General features: G+C 76.9%; 17 protein-coding genes. 11 read left to right on the forward strand and 6 right to left on the reverse strand.

Features of this window, described 5'->3' with window-relative positions:
- The first annotated feature begins 102 nt into the window (after positions 1-102).
- From K1J50_RS13225 to K1J50_RS13275, 11 genes are all read left to right on the forward strand, one after another.
- Positions 103-1950: a heparinase II/III-family protein gene (locus K1J50_RS13225; protein WP_369413595.1), complete on the forward strand. Its 1848-nt coding sequence runs from the start codon at positions 103-105 to the stop codon at positions 1948-1950.
- A 60-nt stretch (positions 1951-2010) separates the two neighbouring features.
- Positions 2011-3021, forward strand: coding sequence for a hypothetical protein (locus tag K1J50_RS13230; RefSeq protein ID WP_220118184.1), 1011 nt, complete (start codon positions 2011-2013; stop codon positions 3019-3021).
- Between the two features lie 75 nt (positions 3022-3096).
- Positions 3097-4437, forward strand: coding sequence for an O-antigen ligase family protein (locus tag K1J50_RS13235; protein WP_220118185.1), 1341 nt, complete (start codon positions 3097-3099; stop codon positions 4435-4437).
- On the forward strand, positions 4424-5041 hold the full coding sequence (locus K1J50_RS13240) for a sugar transferase (RefSeq protein ID WP_255575264.1): 618 nt from the start codon (positions 4424-4426) through the stop codon (positions 5039-5041). Before K1J50_RS13235 ends, K1J50_RS13240 begins: the two co-directional genes overlap by 14 nt.
- Before the next feature lie 131 nt (positions 5042-5172).
- A complete protein-coding gene (locus tag K1J50_RS13245; RefSeq protein ID WP_220118186.1) occupies positions 5173-6468 on the forward strand; it encodes a DegT/DnrJ/EryC1/StrS family aminotransferase in 1296 nt (431 codons plus the stop codon).
- A 16-nt stretch (positions 6469-6484) separates the two neighbouring features.
- Positions 6485-7756 carry a glycosyltransferase family 4 protein gene (locus K1J50_RS13250; RefSeq protein ID WP_220118187.1) on the forward strand — a complete coding sequence of 424 codons (1272 nt, stop codon included), beginning with the start codon at positions 6485-6487 and terminating at the stop codon, positions 7754-7756.
- Complete coding sequence (gene wecB / locus K1J50_RS13255) at positions 7756-8871, forward strand: non-hydrolyzing UDP-N-acetylglucosamine 2-epimerase (RefSeq protein WP_220118188.1); 1116 nt, start codon at positions 7756-7758, stop codon at positions 8869-8871. The genes K1J50_RS13250 and wecB overlap by 1 nt, the downstream gene beginning before the upstream one ends.
- On the forward strand, positions 8868-10058 hold the full coding sequence (locus K1J50_RS13260; RefSeq protein ID WP_220118189.1) for a glycosyltransferase: 1191 nt from the start codon (positions 8868-8870) through the stop codon (positions 10056-10058). The genes wecB and K1J50_RS13260 overlap by 4 nt, the downstream gene beginning before the upstream one ends.
- Positions 10059-10311: 253 nt before the next feature.
- Positions 10312-12300, forward strand: a complete 1989-nt coding sequence (locus tag K1J50_RS13265) for a polysaccharide biosynthesis protein (RefSeq protein WP_220118190.1) — start codon at positions 10312-10314, stop codon at positions 12298-12300.
- A complete protein-coding gene (locus tag K1J50_RS13270) occupies positions 12297-13676 on the forward strand; it encodes a nucleotide sugar dehydrogenase (protein ID WP_220118191.1) in 1380 nt (459 codons plus the stop codon). Before K1J50_RS13265 ends, K1J50_RS13270 begins: the two co-directional genes overlap by 4 nt.
- A gap of 104 nt (positions 13677-13780) precedes the next feature.
- Positions 13781-14950: a DegT/DnrJ/EryC1/StrS family aminotransferase gene (locus K1J50_RS13275; protein WP_220118192.1), complete on the forward strand. Its 1170-nt coding sequence runs from the start codon at positions 13781-13783 to the stop codon at positions 14948-14950.
- 171 nt (positions 14951-15121) lie between these two features.
- Here the strand turns inward: K1J50_RS13275 and K1J50_RS13280 are convergent, their stop codons facing one another.
- From K1J50_RS13280 to mnmE, 6 genes are all read right to left on the reverse strand, one after another.
- Positions 15122-15262, reverse strand: a complete 141-nt coding sequence (locus K1J50_RS13280) for a hypothetical protein (RefSeq protein ID WP_220118193.1) — start codon at positions 15260-15262, stop codon at positions 15122-15124.
- Positions 15263-15682: 420 nt separating this feature from the next.
- A complete protein-coding gene (locus K1J50_RS13285; RefSeq protein ID WP_220118194.1) occupies positions 15683-16591 on the reverse strand; it encodes a ParB/RepB/Spo0J family partition protein in 909 nt (302 codons plus the stop codon).
- A complete protein-coding gene (locus K1J50_RS13290; protein WP_220118195.1) occupies positions 16588-17403 on the reverse strand; it encodes a ParA family protein in 816 nt (271 codons plus the stop codon). The genes K1J50_RS13285 and K1J50_RS13290 overlap by 4 nt, the downstream gene beginning before the upstream one ends.
- On the reverse strand, positions 17390-18004 hold the full coding sequence (gene rsmG / locus K1J50_RS13295; protein WP_220118196.1) for a 16S rRNA (guanine(527)-N(7))-methyltransferase RsmG: 615 nt from the start codon (positions 18002-18004) through the stop codon (positions 17390-17392). Before rsmG ends, K1J50_RS13290 begins: the two co-directional genes overlap by 14 nt.
- Positions 17994-19871: a tRNA uridine-5-carboxymethylaminomethyl(34) synthesis enzyme MnmG gene (gene mnmG / locus K1J50_RS13300; RefSeq protein ID WP_220118197.1), complete on the reverse strand. Its 1878-nt coding sequence runs from the start codon at positions 19869-19871 to the stop codon at positions 17994-17996. Before mnmG ends, rsmG begins: the two co-directional genes overlap by 11 nt.
- A gap of 19 nt (positions 19872-19890) precedes the next feature.
- The gene (mnmE, locus tag K1J50_RS13305) at positions 19891-21234 is read right to left on the reverse strand and encodes a tRNA uridine-5-carboxymethylaminomethyl(34) synthesis GTPase MnmE (RefSeq protein WP_220118198.1); all 1344 of its coding nucleotides are present in this window, start codon (positions 21232-21234) and stop codon (positions 19891-19893) included.
- Positions 21235-21265 lie beyond the last annotated feature (31 nt).

A 21265-nucleotide genomic window follows, 5' to 3' on the forward strand; every position in this document is an offset into this window, starting at 1 on the left:
CGGCATGCGGGGAAGCGGTCTGGCGTGTGGCGCGGTTCTTCAACCTGTGGTGGATATACCCTTGCACGCGCCGACGTGATCGAGGCTGCACGGGGATTAACCGTGAATTCACGATTGGCCTCCGGACAGGCCGCATCGCCGCGACCGGCGACGACCGCCGCGGCGCGCGGCACGCGGCGGGCCGCCGGGCAGGTCCTCCTGGCCGCCGATGCGGCGTGGCGGCTCGGCCCGCGGCCGGTGCTGCACTACGCCCTGCACCGCCTGCGCCTCGCCACCGGGCTGGCGCGGCGCGCCCTCGGCGCGGCGGCCGCGCCCGCGGGCCCGTTCCTGCCGGGCCCGGCCCGTGTCCTTCCTGCCGCGCCCGCCCTTCCGGCAGCGCACGCGGCGCGCGTGCTCGCCGCGGCCGCCGCGGCCGCCGCGCCGCGCGACTGGCACGGCCCCTTCCCGGCGGCGGCGCACGCGCTCGCGCTCGACCTGTTCGGTCCGGGCGACGTGCGGCCGGTGTGGGAGCGCAGCCGCCTCGCCGCGCTGCCGCTGCTCGCCCAGGCGGCGCGGCTCGATCCCGCCGGGCCGCACCGCGACCGGGCGGAGGCGCTGCTCGCCGACTGGGTGGCGCGCAACCCGCCCTGGCGCGGGCCGAACTGGGCCTGCGGGCAGGAGGCGGCGCTGCGCGTGCTGCACCTCGCGCTGGCCCTCGCGCTGCTCGGCGCCGACCGCGAGCGCGCGGCGCTGCCGGACGGGCTGCGCGCGCTGCTCGCGCTGCACGCGCGGCGCATCGCCGCCACCGCCGCCTATGCCGAGGCGCAGGACAACAACCATCCGGTCTCCGAGGCGGCCGGGCTGTTCGCCGCCGGCCTGCTGCTCGGCGATCCGGCGCTGGCGCGGCGCGGCGCGGCGCGGCTCGCGGCGGCGGTGGCGCGGCTGGTCGCGCCCTGCGGCGCCTTCGCCCAGCCCTCGCCGGCCTATCACCGGCTGCTGCTCGACACCCTCGCCGTGGCGGAGTGGCTGCGCCGGCGCCACGGCGCGCCGGCCTTCGCCGATCCGTTCGCCGCGCGCGCCCGCGCCGCCGCGCTCTGGCTGCGCCGGGTGATGGAGCCGGCGACCGGCGCGCTGCCGCGCATCGGCCATGGCGACGATTCGGCGCTCGCCGACCTCTCGCTCTGCGGCCCCGCCGATGCGCGCGGCAGCGTCGCGCGCGCGCTCCGCCTGTTCGCGCCGGAGCAGGCGGCGGCGGACGGCGATCCCGGCTGCGCCTGGCTCGGCCTCGCCGCCGGCGCGGCGCGCCCGGCGCCGGACGAGGCGGCGCCGTGCTGGCGCTCCGCGGGCTGGCTCGTCCTCTCCTGCGCCGGCGCGCAGGCGCTGCTGCGCACCGGCCATCCGCTGCGCTTCCGCCCCGGCCATGCCGACCTGCTGCACCTCGAGCTGCGCGACGGTCCGCTCGCGCTGCTGCGCGACGGCGGCAGCGGCGCCTACAACCCGCCCGCGGAGCACGCCTGGTGGCACGCCCACTTCACCGGCACCGCCGCGCACAACACCCTGACCTTCGACGGCGAGGACCAGATGCCGCGCGCCGGCCGCTTCCTCTTCGCCCGCTGGCCGCGCACCGAGGCCCTGCCCGCCGGCGCCGCCTACACCGATCACCGCGGCCGCCGCCATGCCCGCACCCTCGCCGTCGAGGGCCGCACCTGGCGGATCGAGGACCGCGTCGCCGGCCCCTTCCGTGAAATCGTCGTTCGCTGGCGCCTCGCGCCGGGCGACTGGACGCCGGCCCCGGACGGCGTGCGCGGCCCGCTCGCGCAGCTCTCCGCGCGCGCGGACGCGCCGCTGGAGGCCGCGCTCGTCCAGGGCTGGGAGAGCCCCGCCTACGGGGTCGTCGGCCCCGCGCCGGTGCTCGAGCTGCGCGCCCGTGCGCCCGTTTCACGGATCTTGACGGTGCTGCGCCTGCCCTGACGCCCGCCTTGCCACTCACGCCGGCGTGAAGCAGCGTGGCGCGGGACGGGGCAAGGAGGCATGCCGCTCGAACTCCTCCTGCGGGCGGTCTGGCGGATGCGGCGCGGCGTGGCGCTGGCGACGCTCGCGCTGTGGCTCGCCGGCGGGACGCTGATCCTCGCCTGGCCGCGCCGCTACCTCGCCGAGGCGGTGGTGGCGCCGGCCGAGACGACGGCGATCGCCGTCTCGACGCTGCTCGCCCCCATGCCCTTCCCCGCGGGCGGCCTGCTCGACCCGCGGCCGACCGGCAATTTCGCCGTCTATCTCGGCGCGCTGCGCTCGGCCGAGGCGGCGCGGATGCTGGCGCAAGAGACCGGCCTGCTCGCCCACCTCACCGCTGAGCGCGCCTCCGGCCCGCCGGGGTGGCTGCGCCGGGCGCTCGGGCTGCGGATCGAGGCCGATCTCGACGACCTGCAGACCTGGCTCGAGCACAACCTCGCCGTGACGCAAAGCCTCGTCTCGATCACCTGGTCGGTCACGCTGGCGCATCCCGACCGCGCCGCCGCGCTCGATGCGCTGCAGCGCCTGCACGCCTTCGCCGAGGCCAAGGTGCGCGCCGACCTCGCCGAGGTGGCGCGGCGGCGCATCGCGGCGCTCGAGCGCCGCCTGGCCGAGGAGCGCGACCTGTTCCTGCGCCAGAGCCTCTACGACCTGCTCGCCCAGCAGCAGCGCGCGGCGCTGCTGGTGGCGGCGGACGAGGCGGTGGCGGCGCGGCTGGTCTCCGCCCCCGCGGTCGAGATCCGCCCCTCGCTGCCGAACCGCCCGCTGCTGCTCGCCCTGCTCGCCCTCGCGGCGCCGCTGGCGGTGCTCGGGGCGGCGGCGTGCCTCGCCCTGCTGCGCGGCGCCGCCGCCCTCGCGCCGCGCGGCGCCCTCGCCGGGCCGAACTGGTGGCTCGGCCCGTTCGAGGCGCCCGGGCGGTGGGACCTTTCGCATCCGGAAAGCGCGCCGCAGCCGGCCGCCGCGTCGCTGCCGTCCGGCGCCGACCGGCGGCCGGTGCGCCCGCAGGACGCGGACGGGCCCGGCCGTGGCTGAGGCCGCGCAGGGCCGGCACCGGGCGGCCGCAGGCCCGTCGCCGCGGCGGCCGCGCGCAGGGGCGCGCGGAAGGCGATGATTCCGCCGGCGCCGGCGCGGGTGACGCATCCCGCCACGGCCCGGGCCGCGCCCCTGCCCGCGGTCGCGCCCGTCGCCGCGCTGGCCGGGACGGCGGGAGCGGTGCTGCACTTCGCCGGGGCCCTGAAGTCCACGCCGCCCGGCGCGGCACTGCCCTTCGACCTGACCCTCGCCGCCCTCGCCCTCCTGGCGCCGCTGCTCGCGCTGCTGCTCTGCGCCGCCGGGGCGCGCCACTGGCGCGTCCGGCCGGGGATCGGCCCGCCGCTCGCCGCGGCGGCGGGGCTCTGGCTGTGGCTGGTGCTGGCCGGGGTCTGGTCGCGGTCCGCGGAGATCCTCGCCGCCAAGCTGCCGGAGGCGGTGCTGCTCGGCCCGGCGATGCTGCTCGCCGGGATCGTCCTCGGCGCCGAGCCGCGCGCGCGGCGGGCCTTCTGCGCCGCCACCCTGGCGATCGGCGTGTTCGCCGCGGCCGCGATCGCCTGGGGCCTGGCGACCGGGCGGGTGGTGCTTGGCGGCCTCCCGGCCTTGACGCCGCCGGACCAGGTTCGGGTGCAGTACCAGGTCGCCGGCCTCGCGATCGCCTCCGCCGCCGGGCTCGCCGGCGTCCACGCCGCCGAGGCGCGGCTGCGCCGGCGCCCGGTTGCGGGCGCGCTGTGGTGCGCCGCGCTCGCCGCCCTCGCCTTTGCCGCTCTGCTGCCGGGCGGGCGGGCGGCGCTGCTCGGCCTCGGCCTCGTCGCGGCGCTGGCGCCGGCGCTGCGGCTCTGGCGCGGCGGCCGGGCGCTCGGCGCCCTGGCCTGGGTGCTGCTGGCGCTCCTCCTCGGCCTCGGCGGGCTCGGCTTGGCGCTCGCCGATCCGTCGCGCGCGGCGGGGCTGCGCACGCTCGAGCGTCTGGCCGATCCCGACATCGCCGAATCCTCCGGCCGGGGGCCGCTCTGGGCCGAGGCGCTGCGGCGGGCGGGCGAGGGGGTGCCCGTCGGCCTCGGCACCGGGAGCTTTCCGATCGCCGCCGGCTTCGGCGAGCGGCGCGGCCTCTACCCGCACAACCACCTGCTCGAGGCGCTGGTCGAAGGCGGGCTGCCGGGCGTCGCGCTCTGGCTGCTGGCCTTCGGCGGCGCGGGCGGCGCGGCCCTGGCAGGCGGGGCGGCGCCGGAGCGGCTGGCGCGGATCGCCGCCCTGGCGCTGCCGGTGGCGCTGGCGGTGCTGGTCTCGACCGACCTCGGCAACCGGATGGCGTGGTTCGCCCTCGGCCTGGCGCTGAGCCTCGGCGTGGAGGCGCCGCGGCCGGCGCCGGCCGTCCCGCCCGCGCCGGGTGCCGCCCGGCCGCGCGATGCAGATGTATGAGCGCTGGGGCAAGCGGGCGCTGGACGTGGCCGGCGCGGCGCTGCTGCTGGCGCTGCTTGCGCCGCTCTTGGCGCTGGCGGCGCTCGCGGTGCGCCTCGCGCTCGGCCCGCCGGTGCTGTTCCGCCAGGTGCGCGCGGGACGGGGCGGCGCGCCCTTCACGCTGCTCAAGCTGCGCAGCATGCGCGCCGGGCCGGGCACGGACGCGGAGCGGCTGACGCCGCTCGGGCGCTTCCTGCGCGCGGCGGCGCTCGACGAGATCCCGCAGCTCGTCAACGTGCTGCGCGGCGAGATGTCGCTGGTCGGGCCGCGGCCGCTGCCGCCGGACTACACGCCGCTCTACACGCCGCGCCAGGCGCTGCGCCTCGCGGTCCGGCCGGGCCTTGCCGGGCTCGCCCAGGCGGCCGGGCGCAATGCGGTGCCCTGGGAGGAGCGGCTGGAGCTCGACGCGCGCTACGCCAGCGCGCCGCCGCGCCTCGCGCGCGACCTGCGCCTCCTCCTCGCCTGCCTCGGCGTGGTGCTGCGCGGGCGCGGGGCGAGCGCGCCCGGCCACGCGACCATGCCGCGCTTCGCCGGCGGTGCGCCGGGCGCCGGCGAGCCGGGCTGAATCCCGGGCCGGGCCCGGCGATCCTCCGTCAAATCCCGGTTGCCGAACCATTAAATCAACTTTTTGTGAGGAATTGCCGCGGCCGCCGTGCCGCCCGGCGGGTAAAGCTGGGTCCGAGCTTCGGCACGGCCATGACCCTGACCCGCGCGGCGCCGCAACGTCCCGATTCCCTCCTGGCCCTGCGACTCCCGGAAACCGCCCGGCCCGGCGCCGACCGGGCGCCATCGCCGCCGCGGCCCTTCGCCCCCGTCGCGGTCGCGGCGGCGGAGCGGCCGGCGGGCGCCCCGACGCCCTTCCGCCTTCACCTCTCCCCGCCGCACCTCACCGGCGGCGAATTCGACATCCTGCGCCGCACCCTGGAGAGCGGCTGGGTGGCGCCCGCCGGCCCGGTGCCCGAGGCCTTCGAGGCGGCGATCGCCGCCGCCACCGGCTTCCCGCACGTGCTCGCCGTCGCCTCCGGCACCGCGGCGCTGCACCTCGCCTATCGCTGCCTCGGCGTCGGCCCGGGCGACGAGGTCTGGACCCAGACCCTGACCTTCGTCGCCACCATCGCCCCCGCGGTGCAGATGGGCGCCGTCCCGCGCTTCCTCGACGTCTCGCCGGAAAGCTGGACGCTCGACCCCGAGCTGCTCGCGCGCGAGCTGGCGGCGGCGGCGGCGCGCGGCAGGCTGCCGCGCGCCGTGGTCAGCGTCGGGCTCTACGGGCAGAGCTGCGACCTCGACGCCATCCTCGCCGTCTGCGACCGCTGGGGCGTGCCCGTGGTGAGCGACAGCGCCGAGACGCTCGGCGCCCTCTACCGCGGCCGGCACGCCGGGCGCGGCGCGCGCTTCGCCGCCTTCTCCTTCAACGGCAACAAGATCGTCACCGCCGGCGGCGGCGGCGCGCTGTGCGCGGAGGAGCCGCTGCCGATCGCCCGCGCCCGCCACCTCGCCGCCCACGCCAAGGAGCCGGCGCCGCACTACCAGCACGAGACCACCGGCTACTCCTACGGCCTCTCCTCCGTGCTCGCCGCCGTCGGGCTGGCGCAGATCGCGGTGCTGGCGGAGCGGGTCGCGGCGCGGCGCGCGATCTTCGCGCGCTACGCCGCCGCCTTCGCCGATCTGCCCGGCGTGACCATGATGCCCGAGCCGCCCTGGAGCCGCGGCACGCGCTGGCTCTCCGTGGCGCTGTTCGATCCGGGGGCCTTCGGCGCCGACCGCGAGGCGGTGCGCCACGCCCTCGCCGCCGCCGGCATCGAGAGCCGCCCGGTATGGAAGCCGCTGCACCTCCAGCCCGCCTTCCGCGACGCCCCGGCGGCGGGCGGCGCGGTCGCGGTGCGGCTGTTCGAGCGCGGCCTCTGCCTCCCCTCCGGCAGCGCCATGACCGAGGAGGAGCAGGCGGTGGTGATCGAGGTGGTGCGGCGCTGCTGCCGCCGGCGCTTCGGCTGAGCGGCGCCAGGGGCCGATGCGCGTCCTCTACCTGCACCAGCACTTCTCGCTGCCTGCCGGCGCCACCGCGACGCGCGCCTTCGCCATGGCGCGAGCGCTGCTGGCGCGCGGCCATGCGGTGACGCTCGCCTGCGGGCGCTACGCGGGCGCGACCACCGGGCTGGAGGCGCAGCCCTTCCAGCGCGGCCGCCGCAGCGGGCGCGTCGCCGGGCTCGACCTGGTCGAGTTCGCCATCCCCTGCGGCAACGCCCAGGGGATCGCCGCGCGCAGCGCCGCCTTCCTGGCCTTCGCCGCCGCCGCCGCGCCGCTCGCCCTGCGCCGGACGTGGGACGTGGTGGTGGCGAGTTCGACCCCGCTCACCGTCGCCCTGCCGGCGCTGCTCGCCGCGCGGCTGCGCGGCACCCCCTTCGTGTTCGAGATCCGCGACCCCTGGCCCGAGCTGCCGCGCGCCCTCGGCGGCGTGCCGCGCCCGCTGCTCGCGGCGATGGAGCCGCTCGCCACCGCCGCCTGCCGCCGCGCCGCCGCCGTGGTGGCGCTCTCCGAGGGCATGGCGGAGACGGCGATCGCGCGCGGCGCCGACCCGGGGCGCGTCGCCGTGGTGCCGAACGGCTGCGACCTCGACCTGTTCGGCCCCCAGGTCGCGCCCTGGCGGCCGCCCGAGGCGGCGTCCTGGGAGGCGCTGGCGGTCTATGCCGGGGCGCACGGGCGCGCCAACGGGCTCGGCCAGCTCCTCGACGCCGCCGCCTGGCTCCGGGCGCAGGGCGCGCGGCGCCTGCGCCTGGTGCTGGTCGGCGAGGGGGCGGAGAAGCCGGCCCTGGTCGCGCGCGCGGCGCGCGAGGGGCTCGGCAACGTCACCTTCCTCGACCCGCTGCCCAAGACCCGGCTCGCTGCGCTGCTGGCGGGGAGCCAGATCGGCGTGCAGTGCCTCGCGCCGATCCCCGCCTTCGCCGAATGGACGGCGCCGAACAAGCTGATGGACTACCTCGCCGCCGGCCTGCCGGTGGTCTCCAACCTGCCGGGCCGCGCGGCGCGGCTGCTCGCGGAGGGGCCGTGCGGGGTCAGCGTGCCGCCCGGCGATGCGGCGGCGCTCGGCGCCGCCCTCGCCGCGCTGGCCGCCGACCCGGCACGGCGGCAATGTCTCGGCGCGGCGGCGCGGGCGCAGGCGGTGCGGCGCTGGGACCGGCGGCTGCTCGCCGAGCGGTTCTGCGCCGTGGTCGAGGCGGCCGCCCGCGCGCGCGGCACCACGGGCGAGGCGGCCGCGGTGCCGCGGCCCGGCACGGCCGGCTGATGGCGGCGGACGGCGGCCTGCCGGTGGTGCACCTGGTCGCGGCGGCGCGGCCGAACCTGCCCAAGCTCGCCGCGCTCTGGCACGCGCTGGCGGAAGGCCCGCCGGTCTGCGCGCCGCGCCTCGTGCACACCGGCCAGCACCACGACCCGGCGATGTTCGGCGCGCATCTCGCCGATCTCGGCCTGCCGGCGCCGCACAGCGCGCTCGGCGTCGCGGGCGGCGGCGGCCATGCCGCGACCACCGGCCGCACCATGATCGCCTGCGAGGCCCTCTGGCGCGCCCGCCCGCCCGCGCTCGTCGTCGTCGCCGGCGACGTGGACGGCGCGCTCGCCGCCGCGCTCGCCGCGCGCAAGCTCGGCATCCCGGTGGCGCATCTCGAGGCCGGGCTGCGCTGCGGCGACCGCGCCATGCCGGAGGAGATCAACCGCCGCGCCATGGACGCGATCTGCGACCTGCTGTGGGCCCCCGACGCCGCCACCGCCGCGCGCCTGCGCGCCGAGGGCCATCCGCCGGAGGCGGTGCGCGCGGTCGGCAACGCCATGATCGACACCCTGCGGCGCGCGCTGCCCGCGGCATGTGCGCGGCCGCTGCCGGAGGGGCTCGCGCCCGGCGGCTATGGCGTCGTCACCCTGCACCGCCCGGCCAACGTGGACGCGCCGGCACCGCTCGGGCGGCTGCTCGCGGCGCTGGCCGAGGCGGCGCGGCGCCTGCCGCTGGTCTGGCCGCTGCATCCGCGCACGCGGGCGCGGCTCGCCGCGTTCGGCCTCGTCCTGCCGCCGGGGGTGCGGGCGCTGCCGCCGCTCGGCTATCTCGACTTCCTCGGGCTGCTCGCGCGCGCCCGCCTGGTCGCGACCGACAGCGGGGGGGTGCAGGAGGAGGCGACCGGGCTCGACCTGCCCTGCCTGACGCTGCGCCCCTCGACCGAGCGGCCGGTGACGCTCGAGGCCGGCTCCAATCGGCTCGTCGCGCCGGAGGGGCTGGCGGAGGCGGTGGCGCGCGTGCTCGCCGGCGACTGGCCGCGCGCGGCGCCGATCCCGCTCTGGGACGGGCGGGCGGGGGCGCGGATGCGGGCGCATCTCGGCGCGTTCCTCGGCACCGCGCGGGCGGCGGCATGAGCGAGGCCGCCGCGCCGCTCGTCGTCATGCTCTCGGCGGCGCATCCGCCCGGGGACATCCGCGTGGTGCGCAAGGAGGGCGCGACGCTCGCCGCCGCCGGCTGGCGGGTGCGCCACATCTGCCCGGCGATCGCCACCCGCGGCCCGCCGCCCGCGCGGCCAGCGCTCGCGGGGGTGGCGCTCGCGCCCTACGCCCGGGCGCCCGGCTGGCGCGGCCGGCTGCTCGGCCTGCCGGCGCTCGCCCGCCGCGCCGCCGCCTCCGGCGCCGCCGTGCTGCACGCGCACGAGCCGGATTCCTGGTTCGCCGCGCTGTGGGCGGCGCGCAGGAGCGGCGCGCGCGTGGTGATCGACGTGCACGAGCACTACCCCTCGCGCCTCGACACCCGGCTGCCCGCGCCGCTGCGCCCGCTCGCGCGCGCCGCGATCGGCGCCGCCTGCCGCCTCGCCGGCCGGCTGGCGGATGCGGTGGTGGTGGCGCGCGAGGGGCTGGGCGCCGACTTCGCCGCCCGGGCGGAGCGTGTGGTGGTGGTGCGCAACTACGTCCTGCCGCAGCCGGTCGCGCCGCGCCGCCACGCCGCGGGCCCGCTGACGCTGGTCCATGCCGGCGTGCTGGGCCGCAGCCGCGGCGCGCTGCAGATGGTGGAGGCGCTGGCGCTGGCGCCGCCCGGAACGCGGCTGCGGCTGATCGGGCGCTTCACCGACGATTCGGCGGCGGCGTTCGCGGCCCGCGCGGCGGCGCTCGGCGTCGCCGACCGCATCGAGGACCTCGGCTGGCTGCCGCAGGAGCGCCTGCCGGCGGCGCTCGCCGAGTGCGACGTCGGCCTGGTCGCGTTCCAGCCGGTGGACCGCAACCACCGCCTCGCCCTGCCGCACAAGCTGTTCGACTACATGCACGCCGGCCTGCCGGTGATCGCCCCGGACTTCGCCCCCGAGACCGCCGCCGTGGTGCGCGAGGCGGGCTGCGGCCTGCTGGTGGACACCGCCGACCCGCGGGCGATCGCGGGGGCGGTGGCGGCGCTCTCGGACCCCGCACGACGGGCGGCGCTCGGCGCCGCCGGCCGGGCGGCGGCGGCGGAGCGCTTCGGCTGGGCGGCGGAGGCGGAACGGCTCCTCGCCCTCTACCGCCGCCTCGCGCCGCTGCCGGCGGCCGCGCGCCGCGAGGGGGAAGCCGCTGGCCGCGCCGGGTGACGCCAGGGCGCAGGGCGCACGCCCCCGGCCGGCGCGGCGGCGGGCGCGCGCGCCGGTGCCGCGGGACCTCCGGCCGCGGCACGCGGCCGAGCGGCCACGCAACCCGGTCCCGTCCGCCCGAACCCCGGGCGCGCCGGCCCCGCGCGGCGCCGCGGCGCCGGCGCCGAAGCGGGAACCGGCGCCGCGCCCCGAACGCCCTGCCGACGCGCCCGCGCTGGCACCGGGCCGGAGGGGCGCCTATAGCGGGCGCGTCATGGCCCGCCTCGCGCCGCACCGCATCCTGCTCAACCTCGTGCTCGACGGCCTGATCGGCATGCTCGCCCTGCCGGCGGCGCTCTGGATCGCCGCACCGGGCGCGGGGCCGGAGTCGCGCCTGTGGTGGGCGACGGCGCTGCCGGGCGCCGGGCTCGCGCTGCTCGCCGCTGGGCTGCCGGCCCGGCTGCCGACGCAGTACTGGCGCTACGCCGCGCTGCCGGACCTGCTCGCCCTCGCCGGCGCCTCGGGGGGCGCGGCGGCGCTGTTCTGGGCGGCGCTGCACCTGCTCGGCGCCTGGCGTCCCGCCAACCCGGCCTTCCCGGTGGCGCACGCGCTGGTGCTGCTCGCCCTGCTCGCCGCGCCGCGCCTCGCCGGGCGGCTGCGCCAGGCCGGGCGCGGCGGCGCGGCGGCCGACGGCCTCGCGCCGCCGCAGACGGTGCTGCTGGTCGGCGCCAGCGACGGGGTGGACCTGTTCCTCCACGCCCTCGCGCGGGAGCGGGCGCCGCGCTACCGGGTGACGGGCATCCTCACGCTGCGCGCGCGCCAGACCGGGCGGCGCATCCAGGGCCGGCCGATCCTCGGCACGGCGGAGGAGATCGGCGCCGTGCTCGACCGGCTGCGCGCCGAGGAGCGCCTGCCGGAGCTGATCGTGCTGGCGGACGGGCCGGGGCTGCAGGGCGATGCGCTGGAGCGGCTCCTGGACGCGGCGGACCGCCACGGCGTGCCGGTGCGGCGCGCGCCGCCGCGGCTCCTGCTGCTCGATGCCCGCACCGGGCCCGGAGCGGCGGAGGCGGGGGCGGCGCGGCGGCTGGAGCTGCGCCCGGTCTCGATCGAGGAGCTGCTCGACCGCCCGCAGGTGCCGCTCGACCGCGAGGGCATGGCGCGGCTGATCCAGGGCCGGCGCGTGCTGGTCACCGGCGCGGGCGGGACGATCGGCGGCGAGCTCGCGCGCCAGCTCGCGGGCTTCGGCCCGGCCGAGCTCGTGCTGCTCGACCACGGCGAATACCTGCTCTGGGAGATCGAGCTCGAGCTCTCCGAGCGCTACCCGGACCTGCCGCGCCGCGCCGTGCTCGCCGACGTGCGCGACGAGGCGCGCATCCGCCGGCTGTTCGAGGAGCTGCGCCCCGAGCTCGTCTTCCACGCCGCCGCGCTCAAGCACGTGCCGATGGTCGAGCGCGATCCTCTCGAGGGACTGCTGACCAACGCCTACGGCACCCGGGTGGTCGCCGACGCGGCGCGCGCCGCCGGCGCGGCGCTGATGGTGCTGATCTCGACCGACAAGGCGGTGAACCCGACCTCGGTGATGGGCGCCTCCAAGCGCCTCGCCGAGATGTACTGCCAGGCGCTCGACCGCCAGGCGCGGACCGAGGGCAGGGGGATGCGCTGCGTCACCGTGCGCTTCGGCAACGTGCTCGGCTCCACGGGCAGCGTGGTGCCGCTGTTCCGCCGCCAGCTCGAGCGCGGCGGGCCGCTCACCGTCACCCATCCGGAGATGCGCCGCTACTTCATGACCGTGCGCGAGGCGGTGGGGCTGGTGCTGCAGGCGAGCGTCGTCGGCGCCGAGGACCGCGAGGACCGCCCGCGCGAGCTGGCCGAGGGCGGGATCTTCGTGCTCGACATGGGCAAGCCGGTGAAGATCGTGGACCTGGCGCGGCGCATGATCCGCCTCGCCGGCCTCAGGCCCGAGGTGGACGTGGAGATCCGCTTCACCGGCCTGCGCCCCGGCGAGAAGCTCTACGAGGAGCTGTTCCACGGCCAGGAGCCGCCGCGCGGGACGCGCTTCCCGGGCCTGCTGATGGCGACGCCGCGCACCGCCGACGCGGCGCTGGTCGGCCGTGCTATCGACGAGATCGCCGCCGCCTGCCGCGCCGGTGCGCGCCGCGCCGCGCTCGCCCAACTCGCGCGGCTGGTGCCGGAGTTCGCCCACGGCGCCGCCGCGGCGGACGGGGGCGCCGGGCACCGCCCAGGGAGCGAAGCGGCCTCGTGACCCCCGGTCCGACGGTCGCGGAGCGGCTGATCGCGCGCCTCGAGGGGCGCGCGGCGCGGATCGGCGTCGTCGGGCTCGGCCATGTCGGCCTGCCGCTGGCGCTGCGCTTCGCCGAGGTCGGCTTCGCGGTCGCGGGCTTCGACATCGACCCGCGCAAGGTGCGCGCGGTGAACGAGGGCCGCAGCCCGGTGCACGGCATCGCCGATGCGCGCGTCGCGGCGGCGCGCATCGCCGCCCACGACACGCTGGACGCGGCGGCGGAGTGCGATGCGATCCTGGTCTGCGTGCCGACGCCGATCGGGCCGCACAAGGAGCCCGACCTCACCGCGGTGCGCCGCACCCTCGCCGGGCTCTCGCTGCGCCTCCGCCCCGGGCAGGCGGTCGGGCTCGAGAGCACGACCTATCCCGGCACCACCGAGGGCACCGTCGTGCCGGCGCTGCGCGCCGCGGGACTGACGCCGGGGGTGGACGGCTTCGCCATCTACAGCCCCGAGCGCGAGGACCCGGGCCATCCGGAGCGCACCATCGGGCGCGTGCCGAAGCTGGTCGCCGGCCACACGCCGGCCTGCCTCGCGGTGGCGAAGGCGCTCTACGGGGCGGTGGCGGGTTCGCTCGTGCCGGTCTCCTCGCTCGCGGTGGCGGAGATGGCCAAGCTCTACGAGAACGTGTTCCGCGCCGTGAACATCGGCCTCGTCAACGAGCTGAAGCGCCTCTGCCACGCCATGGGCCTCGACGTGCACGAGGTGATCGACGCGGCCGCGACCAAGCCGTTCGGCTTCATGCCGTTCCGGCCCGGCCCCGGCCTCGGCGGGCACTGCATCCCGGTGGATCCCTGGTATCTCGCCTGGAAGGCGCGCGAGTTGGGGCTCGCGGCGGACTTCGTCGAGCTGGCGGGGCGGGTGAACGACGCCATGCCGGCCTATGTGGTGGGGCGGCTGCGCGACGCGCTGGACGCGCGCGGGCGCACGCTGCGCGGCGCGCGGGTGCTGCTGCTCGGCCTCGCCTACAAGCCGGAGGTGGCGGACACGCGCGAGAGTCCGGCGGTCGAGATCTTCCGCCTGCTCGCCGAACGCGGGGCGGAGGTCGAGTACCACGACCCGCTGGTGCCGCGCTTCCCGGCGACGCGGCGCCTGGGCGGGGCGGCGCCGGATCTCGCGAGCCGCGACCTCGATCCCGCGATGCTGCGCGGCTACGACGCGGTGGTGCTGGTGACGCCGCACCGCGCGATGGACCTCGAGCTGGTGCGCCGCCACGCGCGGCTGGTGGTGGACACGCGCGGCGTGCTGCGCGCCGCGGCGTTGCATCCGGATACGAAGGGTGACTTGGCCGGGGCGGCGGCGCCGGCTAACCGGGGGGCCGACATCATCCAGGCCTGAGCCGGCCGGCCGCCGTCCCTCCCTGTTGCGACGCCGCCCGCCGCGCGTGCCGTCCCTGCCCGAGAGGAAGGAAGACGGAAGGCCGCCACGGATCGAGGCTTCGCATGACCGATTCCGGCCCCATCGCCCTGTTCGACATCCAGGCGCAGCAGGCGCGGATCCGCGCCGAGCTCGAGCGGCGCATCGCCGCGGTGCTCGACCACGGCCGCTACATCGCCGGGCCGGAGGTCGAGGAGCTGGAGGCGCGGCTCGCCGCCTTCTGCGGCGAAGGGGTGCATTGCGTGGGCGTCTCCTCCGGCACCGATGCGCTGCAGATCGCCCTGATGGCGGAGGGGATCGGACGGGGCGACGCGGTGTTCCTGCCCGCCTTCACCTATACGGCGACGGCCGAGGTGGCGCTGGTGCTGGGGGCGACGCCGGTCTTCGTGGACGTCGAGGAGACGAGCTTCAACCTCGATCCTGCCGATCTCGAGCGGCGCATCGCCCTGGTCCGCGCCGAGGGCCGCCTGCGCCCGCGCGCGGTGATCGGGGTGGACCTGTTCGGCCTGCCGGCGGACTGGCCGGCGATCCTCGCCCTCTGCCGGCGCGAGGGGATGTTCGCCCTCGACGACGCGGCGCAGGCCTTCGGCGCCGCGCTCGACGGCGTCCGGCTCGGCGCCTGGGGCGACGCGACGGCGCTCAGCTTCTATCCGACCAAGACGCTCGGCTGCTACGGCGACGGCGGCGCGCTGCTGACGCGCGATGCGGCGCGCGCCGCGCTCTATCGCAGCCTGCGCACGCATGGCGAGGGCAAGACGCGCTACGAGGTGCTGCGCATCGGCATGAACGGCCGGCTGGATACGCTGCAGGCGGCGGTGCTGCTCGCCAAGCTGCCGCTGTTCGAGGAGGAGCTGGCGGCCCGGGCGCGGATCGGCGCGCTCTACGATGCCCGGCTCGCGGGCAGCGGCATCGGGATCCAGGAGACGCGCCAAGCGCGGGCCGTCCATGCGCGCGGGCTCTACACCGTGCGCTTCCCGGACCAGGCCGCGCGCGAGCGGGCGATGGCGGCGCTGCAGGCGCAGGGCATCGCCGCGGGGATCTACTATCCGCGGCCGCTGCACCGGCAGCCGGCCTATGCCGAGGCGCACCGGACGGCCATCCGGGGCGAGGCGCCGCCGCTCGTGGTGAGCGAATCGCTGGCGAGCCGCGTGCTGTCCCTGCCGATGCACCCCTATCTCGGCGAGGCCGAGGTCGAACGGGTCTGTTCGGTGCTGCTCGGCGCCGCGCGCGGCTGACGCGGCGCCGGCGCGCGGAAGCCGCCGCGCCCAGGGAAACGGGCGCGGCCGTCCGCGGGACCGCCGCCGGGCCGATGGCGCCCGGCGGCGGCGAGCGATCACTTCCGGCCGGCCGCGACGCGTCGGGTCCGATCGCGGGCGGCCGGAAACAGCCGGAAGCGGGAAACGGCTCTAGCGGCGGGCGCCGCGGCGGCGGCGGTGGCGGCGGGCGGCCGACTCGTCCTCGGCGGCGATGCCGCGCTCGACGGCCGCCGGGGCGGCCTGCACCCGGCTCGGCTCGCTCGCCGCGGCGGCGACGCTCGCCGTCGGCAAGGACGTTTCGGCGCCGGACGCGGTCGGGGCCGCAACGGCGGCCAGGCTGAGCAAGCCCAGCGACGAGAGCAGGATCTTACGCATCGAAATTATCCCCCCGGATGCGCGAGTCGTGCCGAATGCGCGTCTCGCGCTTCTAACATGACCGTGATCGCTGCCGGCGCAAGCACCAAAGTGTGACAACATCGTTAGTTAACGCTTTGGAGAAACGAATTGTGCGTCGCAGCATGACGTCCCGCAGGACCAGCGGAACATCCCGTTCGGAGCAGGCCGCGCGCGAAGCCGCCGCCCCCCTTCGGAAGCCTGACGGCGCCGGACGGTGCGCCGGTTTGGCCCCGGCCGGGCCGGCCGTCCGTGTGCTCCCGCCGGGAGAAGCGGAGAGGAACAGCCCTGGCGACAGCGGACGCGTGGCGTGGACGGTCAGCGCGCTTCGGGATCGAGCAGGCGGATCAGCCCGTCGAGCTGATCGAGCGTCCGGTAGGCGATGGTGAGCTGGCCGCCGCCGCGGCTGCGCGCCTGGATGGTGACGCGCAGGCCGAGCCGCTCGGTCAGGTCCTGCTCCAGGCGGGCGATATCCGGATCCCGTTCCTGGCGACGATCGCCGGCGCCCCCGGCCTCGGCGGGCTGGCGCGGCTTCGCTGCCGCCAGAGCCTCGGTCTGGCGCACGCTGAGGCCGCGCGCGACGACCGCGGCGGCAAGCTTCTCCGGATCCCTGGCGACGAGGATGGCGCGCGCGTGGCCGGCCGTGAGCTGTCCCTTGCGCAGCATCTCGCGCACGGTGGCCGGCAGGCCGAGCAGGCGCAGCGTGTTGGCGATGTGGCTGCGGCTCTTGCCGACGGCCTTGCCGAGCGCGTCCTGGGTCAGGCCGAACTCCTCGATCAGCCGGGAATAGCCTTCGGCCTCCTCGAGCGCGTTGAGGTCCTGACGCTGCAGGTTCTCGACGAGGGCCGCGGCCATGGCCTCGCGGTCGCCAAGGTCGCGGATGGTGACCGGCACCTCGTGCAGGCCCGCCGCCTGGGCCGCCCGCCAGCGGCGCTCGCCGCCGATGATCTGGTAGGTGCCGGCTGTGCCTGGCTTCGGCCGGACCAGGATGGGCTGGAGGACACCGTGCTCGCGGATCGAGGCGGCGAGCTCGGCCAGGGCTTCCGGCTCGACCGGGCCGCGCGGCTGGAAGGGACCGGGCTCCAGGGATTCGATCGGCAGGGTGCGCTGTCCGCCGCTCGTTGCCGGGCCGGCGGCGCCGGGGCGGTCCGCCTCGGCGGGCGGGGCGTCACCGATCAGGGCCGAGAGCCCCATGCCGAGGCGGGGCGGCTTGCGGGGAACGCTCATGCGGCGGCGGTCTTTTCCCTCTCGCGCTCGCGCTTCAGCAGCTCGGCGGCAAGCTGGACGTAGGCCTGCGCGCCGATGGAGCGGAAATCATAGAGCAGCACCGGCAGTCCGTGCGAGGGCGCCTCGCTGACTCGCACGTTGCGCGGAATGACGGTGTCGAAGACCCTCTCCTTGAAGAAGCCGCGCACATCCGCGGCGACCAGCTCGGAGAGGTTGTTCCGGCGATCGTACATGGTCAGCACGATGCCCTCGAGCGTGAGCGCCGGGTTCAGGGCGCGCTTCACGCGATCGAGCGTGCGGGTGATCTGGCTCATGCCCTCCAGGGCGAAGAATTCGCATTGCAGCGGGACGAGGACGCCATCCGCGGCGACGAGGGCATTGAGGGTCAGGAGACCAAGCGAGGGAGGGCAGTCGAAGAAGACGTAGTCGTAATGCGCCAGGAGTTCCGTCGCGGCCTCGAGCGCTTGGCGAAGCCGGCGGTCACGGTCGGGCAGCGTGACGAGTTCGACCTCCGCGCCCGCCAGTTCCGGATCCGCCGGCACCAGCCCGAGGTCGGGCACGGCGGTGGGACGCACCAGCGACGCGAGCGGCCGGTCGCCGATCAACAGGGCGTAGCTTCCCGCCCCCCGCTCGCTGCGGGGAATGCCGAGGCCGGTGGAGGCATTGCCCTGCGGATCGAGGTCGATCAGCAGGACCTTGCGCTTCGCGGCCAGCGCCGTGGCGAGGTTGATGGCCGTCGTGGTCTTGCCGACCCCTCCCTTCTGGTTGGCGAGGGCAAGAAACCGCGGCTTGCGGCGGTCAGGCGCCGGCACGGCGGATATCGCTCAATCGGAGGATGGTGGCGTCCGGTTCGGTGCGGCTTTGGAACCGCTCGATTGTCATTTTCCAGTCGCCTGCGGCGTCCGTCAATTCCGCCTCCGCGGTGCGGCCCTTGGGAAAGATCGCGACGCCCCCCGGCCCGAGGAGCCGGACCGCATGGGGCAGCAACCGGCGGAGCGGCGCCACGGCACGTGCCGTCACGGCAGCCATGCCGGTCAGCGGCACGGCTTCGATGCGGGCGGCGTGGATGTGCACATGCGGGAGGCCGAGAAGGCGGCTGGCTTCCAGCAGGAACGCAGCCTTGCGCCGGTCCGATTCGATAAGATGAACGGAGCGTTCCGTCGCGATGGCGAGGACCAGGCCTGGAAAGCCGGCGCCGGACCCCAGGTCAGCGACGGCGCCTTGGGCCGGCAGCAGCGGCAGAAGCTGCAGCGAATCGGCGATGTGCCGCTGTTCGACGGCCGCCGCATCGCGTTCGGCGATCAGATTGATGCGTTCTCTCCACGCGAGGAGCAGGTCGCGGAAGCGATCGAGCCGGCGCCGCGTTTCACGTGAAACCGGCGCCTCCGGGATCGGCCGGCGCTCACGAGACATCGGCCGTCACAGCCGCGCGGCGCAGATGCGCGGCCAGGGCGGCCAAGGCGGCAGGCGTTACGCCGGGAACCCGCCCTGCCCCGCCCAGCGTCGCCGGACGCGCCGCCGACAGGCGCTGGCGCATCTCGACCGACAGTCCGGATACGGAGGAAAAATCCAGGTCTTCCGGGATCGCCGTCCGCTCCTCCCGCGCGAGCATCCGCTGCTCTGCCTCCTGGCGCCGAAGGTAGGGCGCGTAGAGCGCTTCCGCTTCGAGCTGCGTTCGAATCTCCGGCGCCAGGTCCCGCAGCCAAGGGAACGCAACCGCGGCACGCTGCGGCGTCACACCGGGAAGGGCCAGGACATCGAGAAGGGTGCGCCGCCGACCATCCTGGTTCACGGCGATACCCGCGGCGGCGAGGCGCGCTGGCGTAGCCTCCTCGACCCGGGCGCGCCGCAGCGCCTCCGCGACCGCCGCCGAGAAGGCCCGATGGCGCGCCCCACGCTCCGGTCCGACCACGCCCCACGACAAGCCGATATCGGTGAGGCGCAGGCCGGCGTTGTCCGCCCGCAGCGACAGGCGGTGTTCGGCGCGCGCCGTGAGCATCCGGTAGGGCTCGGTGACGCCCTGCAGCACCAGGTCGTCGATCAGGACGCCGATATAGGCCTCCGCGCGGGTCAGGACCCGGCCGGCCTGCCCCCCGCCGGCGCGCTGGGCCGCATTGACACCGGCCATCAAGCCTTGTGCCGCCGCCTCTTCATACCCGGTGGTGCCGTTGATCTGCCCGGCGAGAAACAGTCGCGGCACCGCCCGGACTTCGAGCGTCGGCCTCAGGCAGCGCGGATCCACGTAATCATATTCGATGGCGTAGCCAGGGCGCAGGATCCGCGCTCGCTCCAGCCCGGGAATCGTTGCGATCATCGCCGCCTGCGCCTCTTCGGGCAGGCTGGTCGAAAGGCCGTTCGGATAGACGACGTCGCTGTCGAGCCCCTCCGGCTCAAGGAAGATCTGGTGCCGCTCGCGTTCGGCGAAGCGCACCACCTTGTCCTCGACGGATGGGCAGTAGCGCGGCCCGACGCCCTGGATCCGTCCGGCATAGACCGGCGTCTCATGCAGCCGGGCGCGGATCAAGGCATGGGTCCGCGGTGTGGTCCAGGTGATGCCGCACCGCACCTGGGGGTTGCCGATGGCCTCGGTCATCCAGGACAGGGGCTCGGGCGGATCGTCGCCCGGCTGGGTCTCGAGCGCCGCCCAGGCGATAGTCCGGCCGTCGAGCCGTGGCGGGGTCCCTGTCTTCAGCCGCGCCATCGGCAGGCCCAATCGCTCGATCGCCAAGGCAAGGCCGACCGCCGCCGCGTCGCCCATCCGGCCGGCTGGAATGCGGCGCTCGCCGATATGGATCACGCCGCGCAGGAAGGTTCCCGTGGTGATGACCAGCGCCCCGCAGCGAACGCGCCGCCCGTCGGCGCAGATCACCGCGCGGACGCCGCCATCCGGGGCGCGCTCGATCGCCTCGGCCGCGGCCGCCTGGATCGTCAGGCCGGGTTGCCTCGCGAGCAGCTCCCGCACGGCGCGCCGATAGAGCGCCCGGTCGGCCTGCGCGCGCGGGCCGCGTACCGCCGGCCCCTTGCTCCGGTTGAGGACCTTGAAGTGGATGCCGGCCAGATCCGCGGCGCGCCCCATCAGCCCGTCGAGGGCGTCGATCTCGCGCACAAGATGGCCCTTGCCGATCCCGCCAATGGCGGGATTGCAGGACATCTCGCCGATCGTCTCCAGGCGGTGTGTCAGCAGCAGGGTGCGCGCGCCGCACCGCGCGGCGGCAGCGGCGGCTTCCGTGCCGGCGTGCCCGCCTCCCACCACCACCACATCGAAGCGGTCTGCCTCCATGGCCGGCGATATAGGCCGATCACTTGCCGATGCAGAAGTCCGCGAAGACCCGATCGAGCACCTCCTCCACCCCGACCCGCCCGGTCAGCCGGCCGAGAGCGCGCAGCGCGGCCCGCAAGGCTTCCGCGCAAAGCTCCGGCAGCGGCGCCGTCTCGGCATCCCGCAGCCACGCCACGGCCTCGGACAGCGCGGCACGGTGGCGCGGGCGGGTCAAAGCAACCGTCGCCCCGGGCGTGGCGCCGGCGGCCGCGAACGCCAGGAGCCGCTCGCGCAGCGCCGCAAGGCCCTCGCCGGATCGCACACTCACCGCGAGGGGAGCCCGCCCCCCGATCGCCTGTGGCGCGGGAGCAAGATCGGTCTTGCTCGCCACGACCAGCACCTCGCGCCCCGGTTGCTCGACCAGGGCCAGGGTCGCCGCATCCGGCTCCCGATCAGCGGCAAAAAGCGCCAGCAGGATGTCGGCCTCCTCCGCCCGGCGCCGCGCCCGCCGTATCCCTTCCGCCTCGATCTCGTCTCCGGCGTCCCGCAGCCCCGCCGTATCGGCCAGCGTCACCGGCACTCCGCCCAGGTCGAGCCGCGCCTCGATCACGTCCCGCGTCGTCCCGGCCCGCGCCGAGACGATCGCCGCCTCCCGCCCGACCAGGGCATTCAGCAGCGACGACTTCCCCGCATTGGGCGCGCCGATGATCGCGACCTCCATCCCCTCCCGCAGCCGCTCGCCACGGCCGCCGTCGTCCAGATGTGCGGCGATCTCCGCCCGCAGGGCCGCCGCCCCCTCGCGCGCCCGCTCGCCGAGATCGGTCGGCAGGTCGTCATCGGCGAACTCGATGGCGGCCTCCTGGTGGGCCAGCAGGCGCGTCAGGCGAGCGCCCCAGCCCTCGTAGAGAGCGGCCAGCGCCCCTTCGGCCTGGCGCAACGCCTGGCGTCGCTGGCCGGCCGTTTCCGCGGCGATCAGGTCGGCGATGCCTTCGGCCGCCGTCAGATCGAGCCTGCCGTTGAGGAAGGCGCGGCGGGTGAACTCCCCAGGCTCCGCCGGGCGCGCGCCCAGCGCCACCAGCGCCTCCGCCACCCCGGCGATGACCGCCGGACCGCCGTGCAGATGCAGCTCGGCCGCATCTTCGCCAGTATAGCTGCGCGGCCCCGGGAACCACAGCACCAGCGCCTGGTCCAGCGTTTCGCCGCTCACCGGGTGGCGCAGTCGCCGCAGGCTCGCCATCCGGGGCGGCGGAAGGCGCCCTCCGAGCAGCGCTGCCACCACATCCCGGCAGCCCCGGCCCCCGGAAAGCCGCATGACCGCCACCGCTGCCTTGCCGGCGCCGGAGGCCAGGGCGAAGATGGTATCAAGCGTGCCGCAACCGGTCATCGGGCCCGGCCCGGCGTTTCACGTGGAACGC

The sequence above is a fragment of the Caldovatus aquaticus genome (assembly GCF_019458025.1).
GTDB classification, from domain to species: Bacteria; Pseudomonadota; Alphaproteobacteria; order Acetobacterales; family Acetobacteraceae; genus Caldovatus; species Caldovatus aquaticus.

Bases quoted from the DNA above. Each gene is read 5' to 3' on its own strand.
- K1J50_RS13235 (WP_220118185.1), top strand. From the start codon at position 3,097: ATGATTCCGCCGGCGCCGGCGCGGGTGACGCATCCCGCCACGGCCCGG.
- K1J50_RS13265 (WP_220118190.1), top strand. From the start codon at position 10,312: ATGGCCCGCCTCGCGCCGCACCGCATCCTGCTCAACCTCGTGCTCGAC.
- mnmG (WP_220118197.1), bottom strand. From the start codon at position 19,871: ATGGAGGCAGACCGCTTCGATGTGGTGGTGGTGGGAGGCGGGCACGCC.
- K1J50_RS13230 (WP_220118184.1), top strand. From the start codon at position 2,011: ATGCCGCTCGAACTCCTCCTGCGGGCGGTCTGGCGGATGCGGCGCGGC.
- wecB (WP_220118188.1), top strand. From the start codon at position 7,756: ATGGCGGCGGACGGCGGCCTGCCGGTGGTGCACCTGGTCGCGGCGGCG.
- K1J50_RS13240 (WP_255575264.1), top strand. From the start codon at position 4,424: ATGCAGATGTATGAGCGCTGGGGCAAGCGGGCGCTGGACGTGGCCGGC.
- K1J50_RS13245 (WP_220118186.1), top strand. From the start codon at position 5,173: ATGACCCTGACCCGCGCGGCGCCGCAACGTCCCGATTCCCTCCTGGCC.
- K1J50_RS13260 (WP_220118189.1), top strand. From the start codon at position 8,868: ATGAGCGAGGCCGCCGCGCCGCTCGTCGTCATGCTCTCGGCGGCGCAT.
- K1J50_RS13250 (WP_220118187.1), top strand. From the start codon at position 6,485: ATGCGCGTCCTCTACCTGCACCAGCACTTCTCGCTGCCTGCCGGCGCC.
- K1J50_RS13275 (WP_220118192.1), top strand. From the start codon at position 13,781: ATGACCGATTCCGGCCCCATCGCCCTGTTCGACATCCAGGCGCAGCAG.
- mnmE (WP_220118198.1), bottom strand. From the start codon at position 21,234: ATGACCGGTTGCGGCACGCTTGATACCATCTTCGCCCTGGCCTCCGGC.
- rsmG (WP_220118196.1), bottom strand. From the start codon at position 18,004: ATGTCTCGTGAGCGCCGGCCGATCCCGGAGGCGCCGGTTTCACGTGAA.
- K1J50_RS13285 (WP_220118194.1), bottom strand. From the start codon at position 16,591: ATGAGCGTTCCCCGCAAGCCGCCCCGCCTCGGCATGGGGCTCTCGGCC.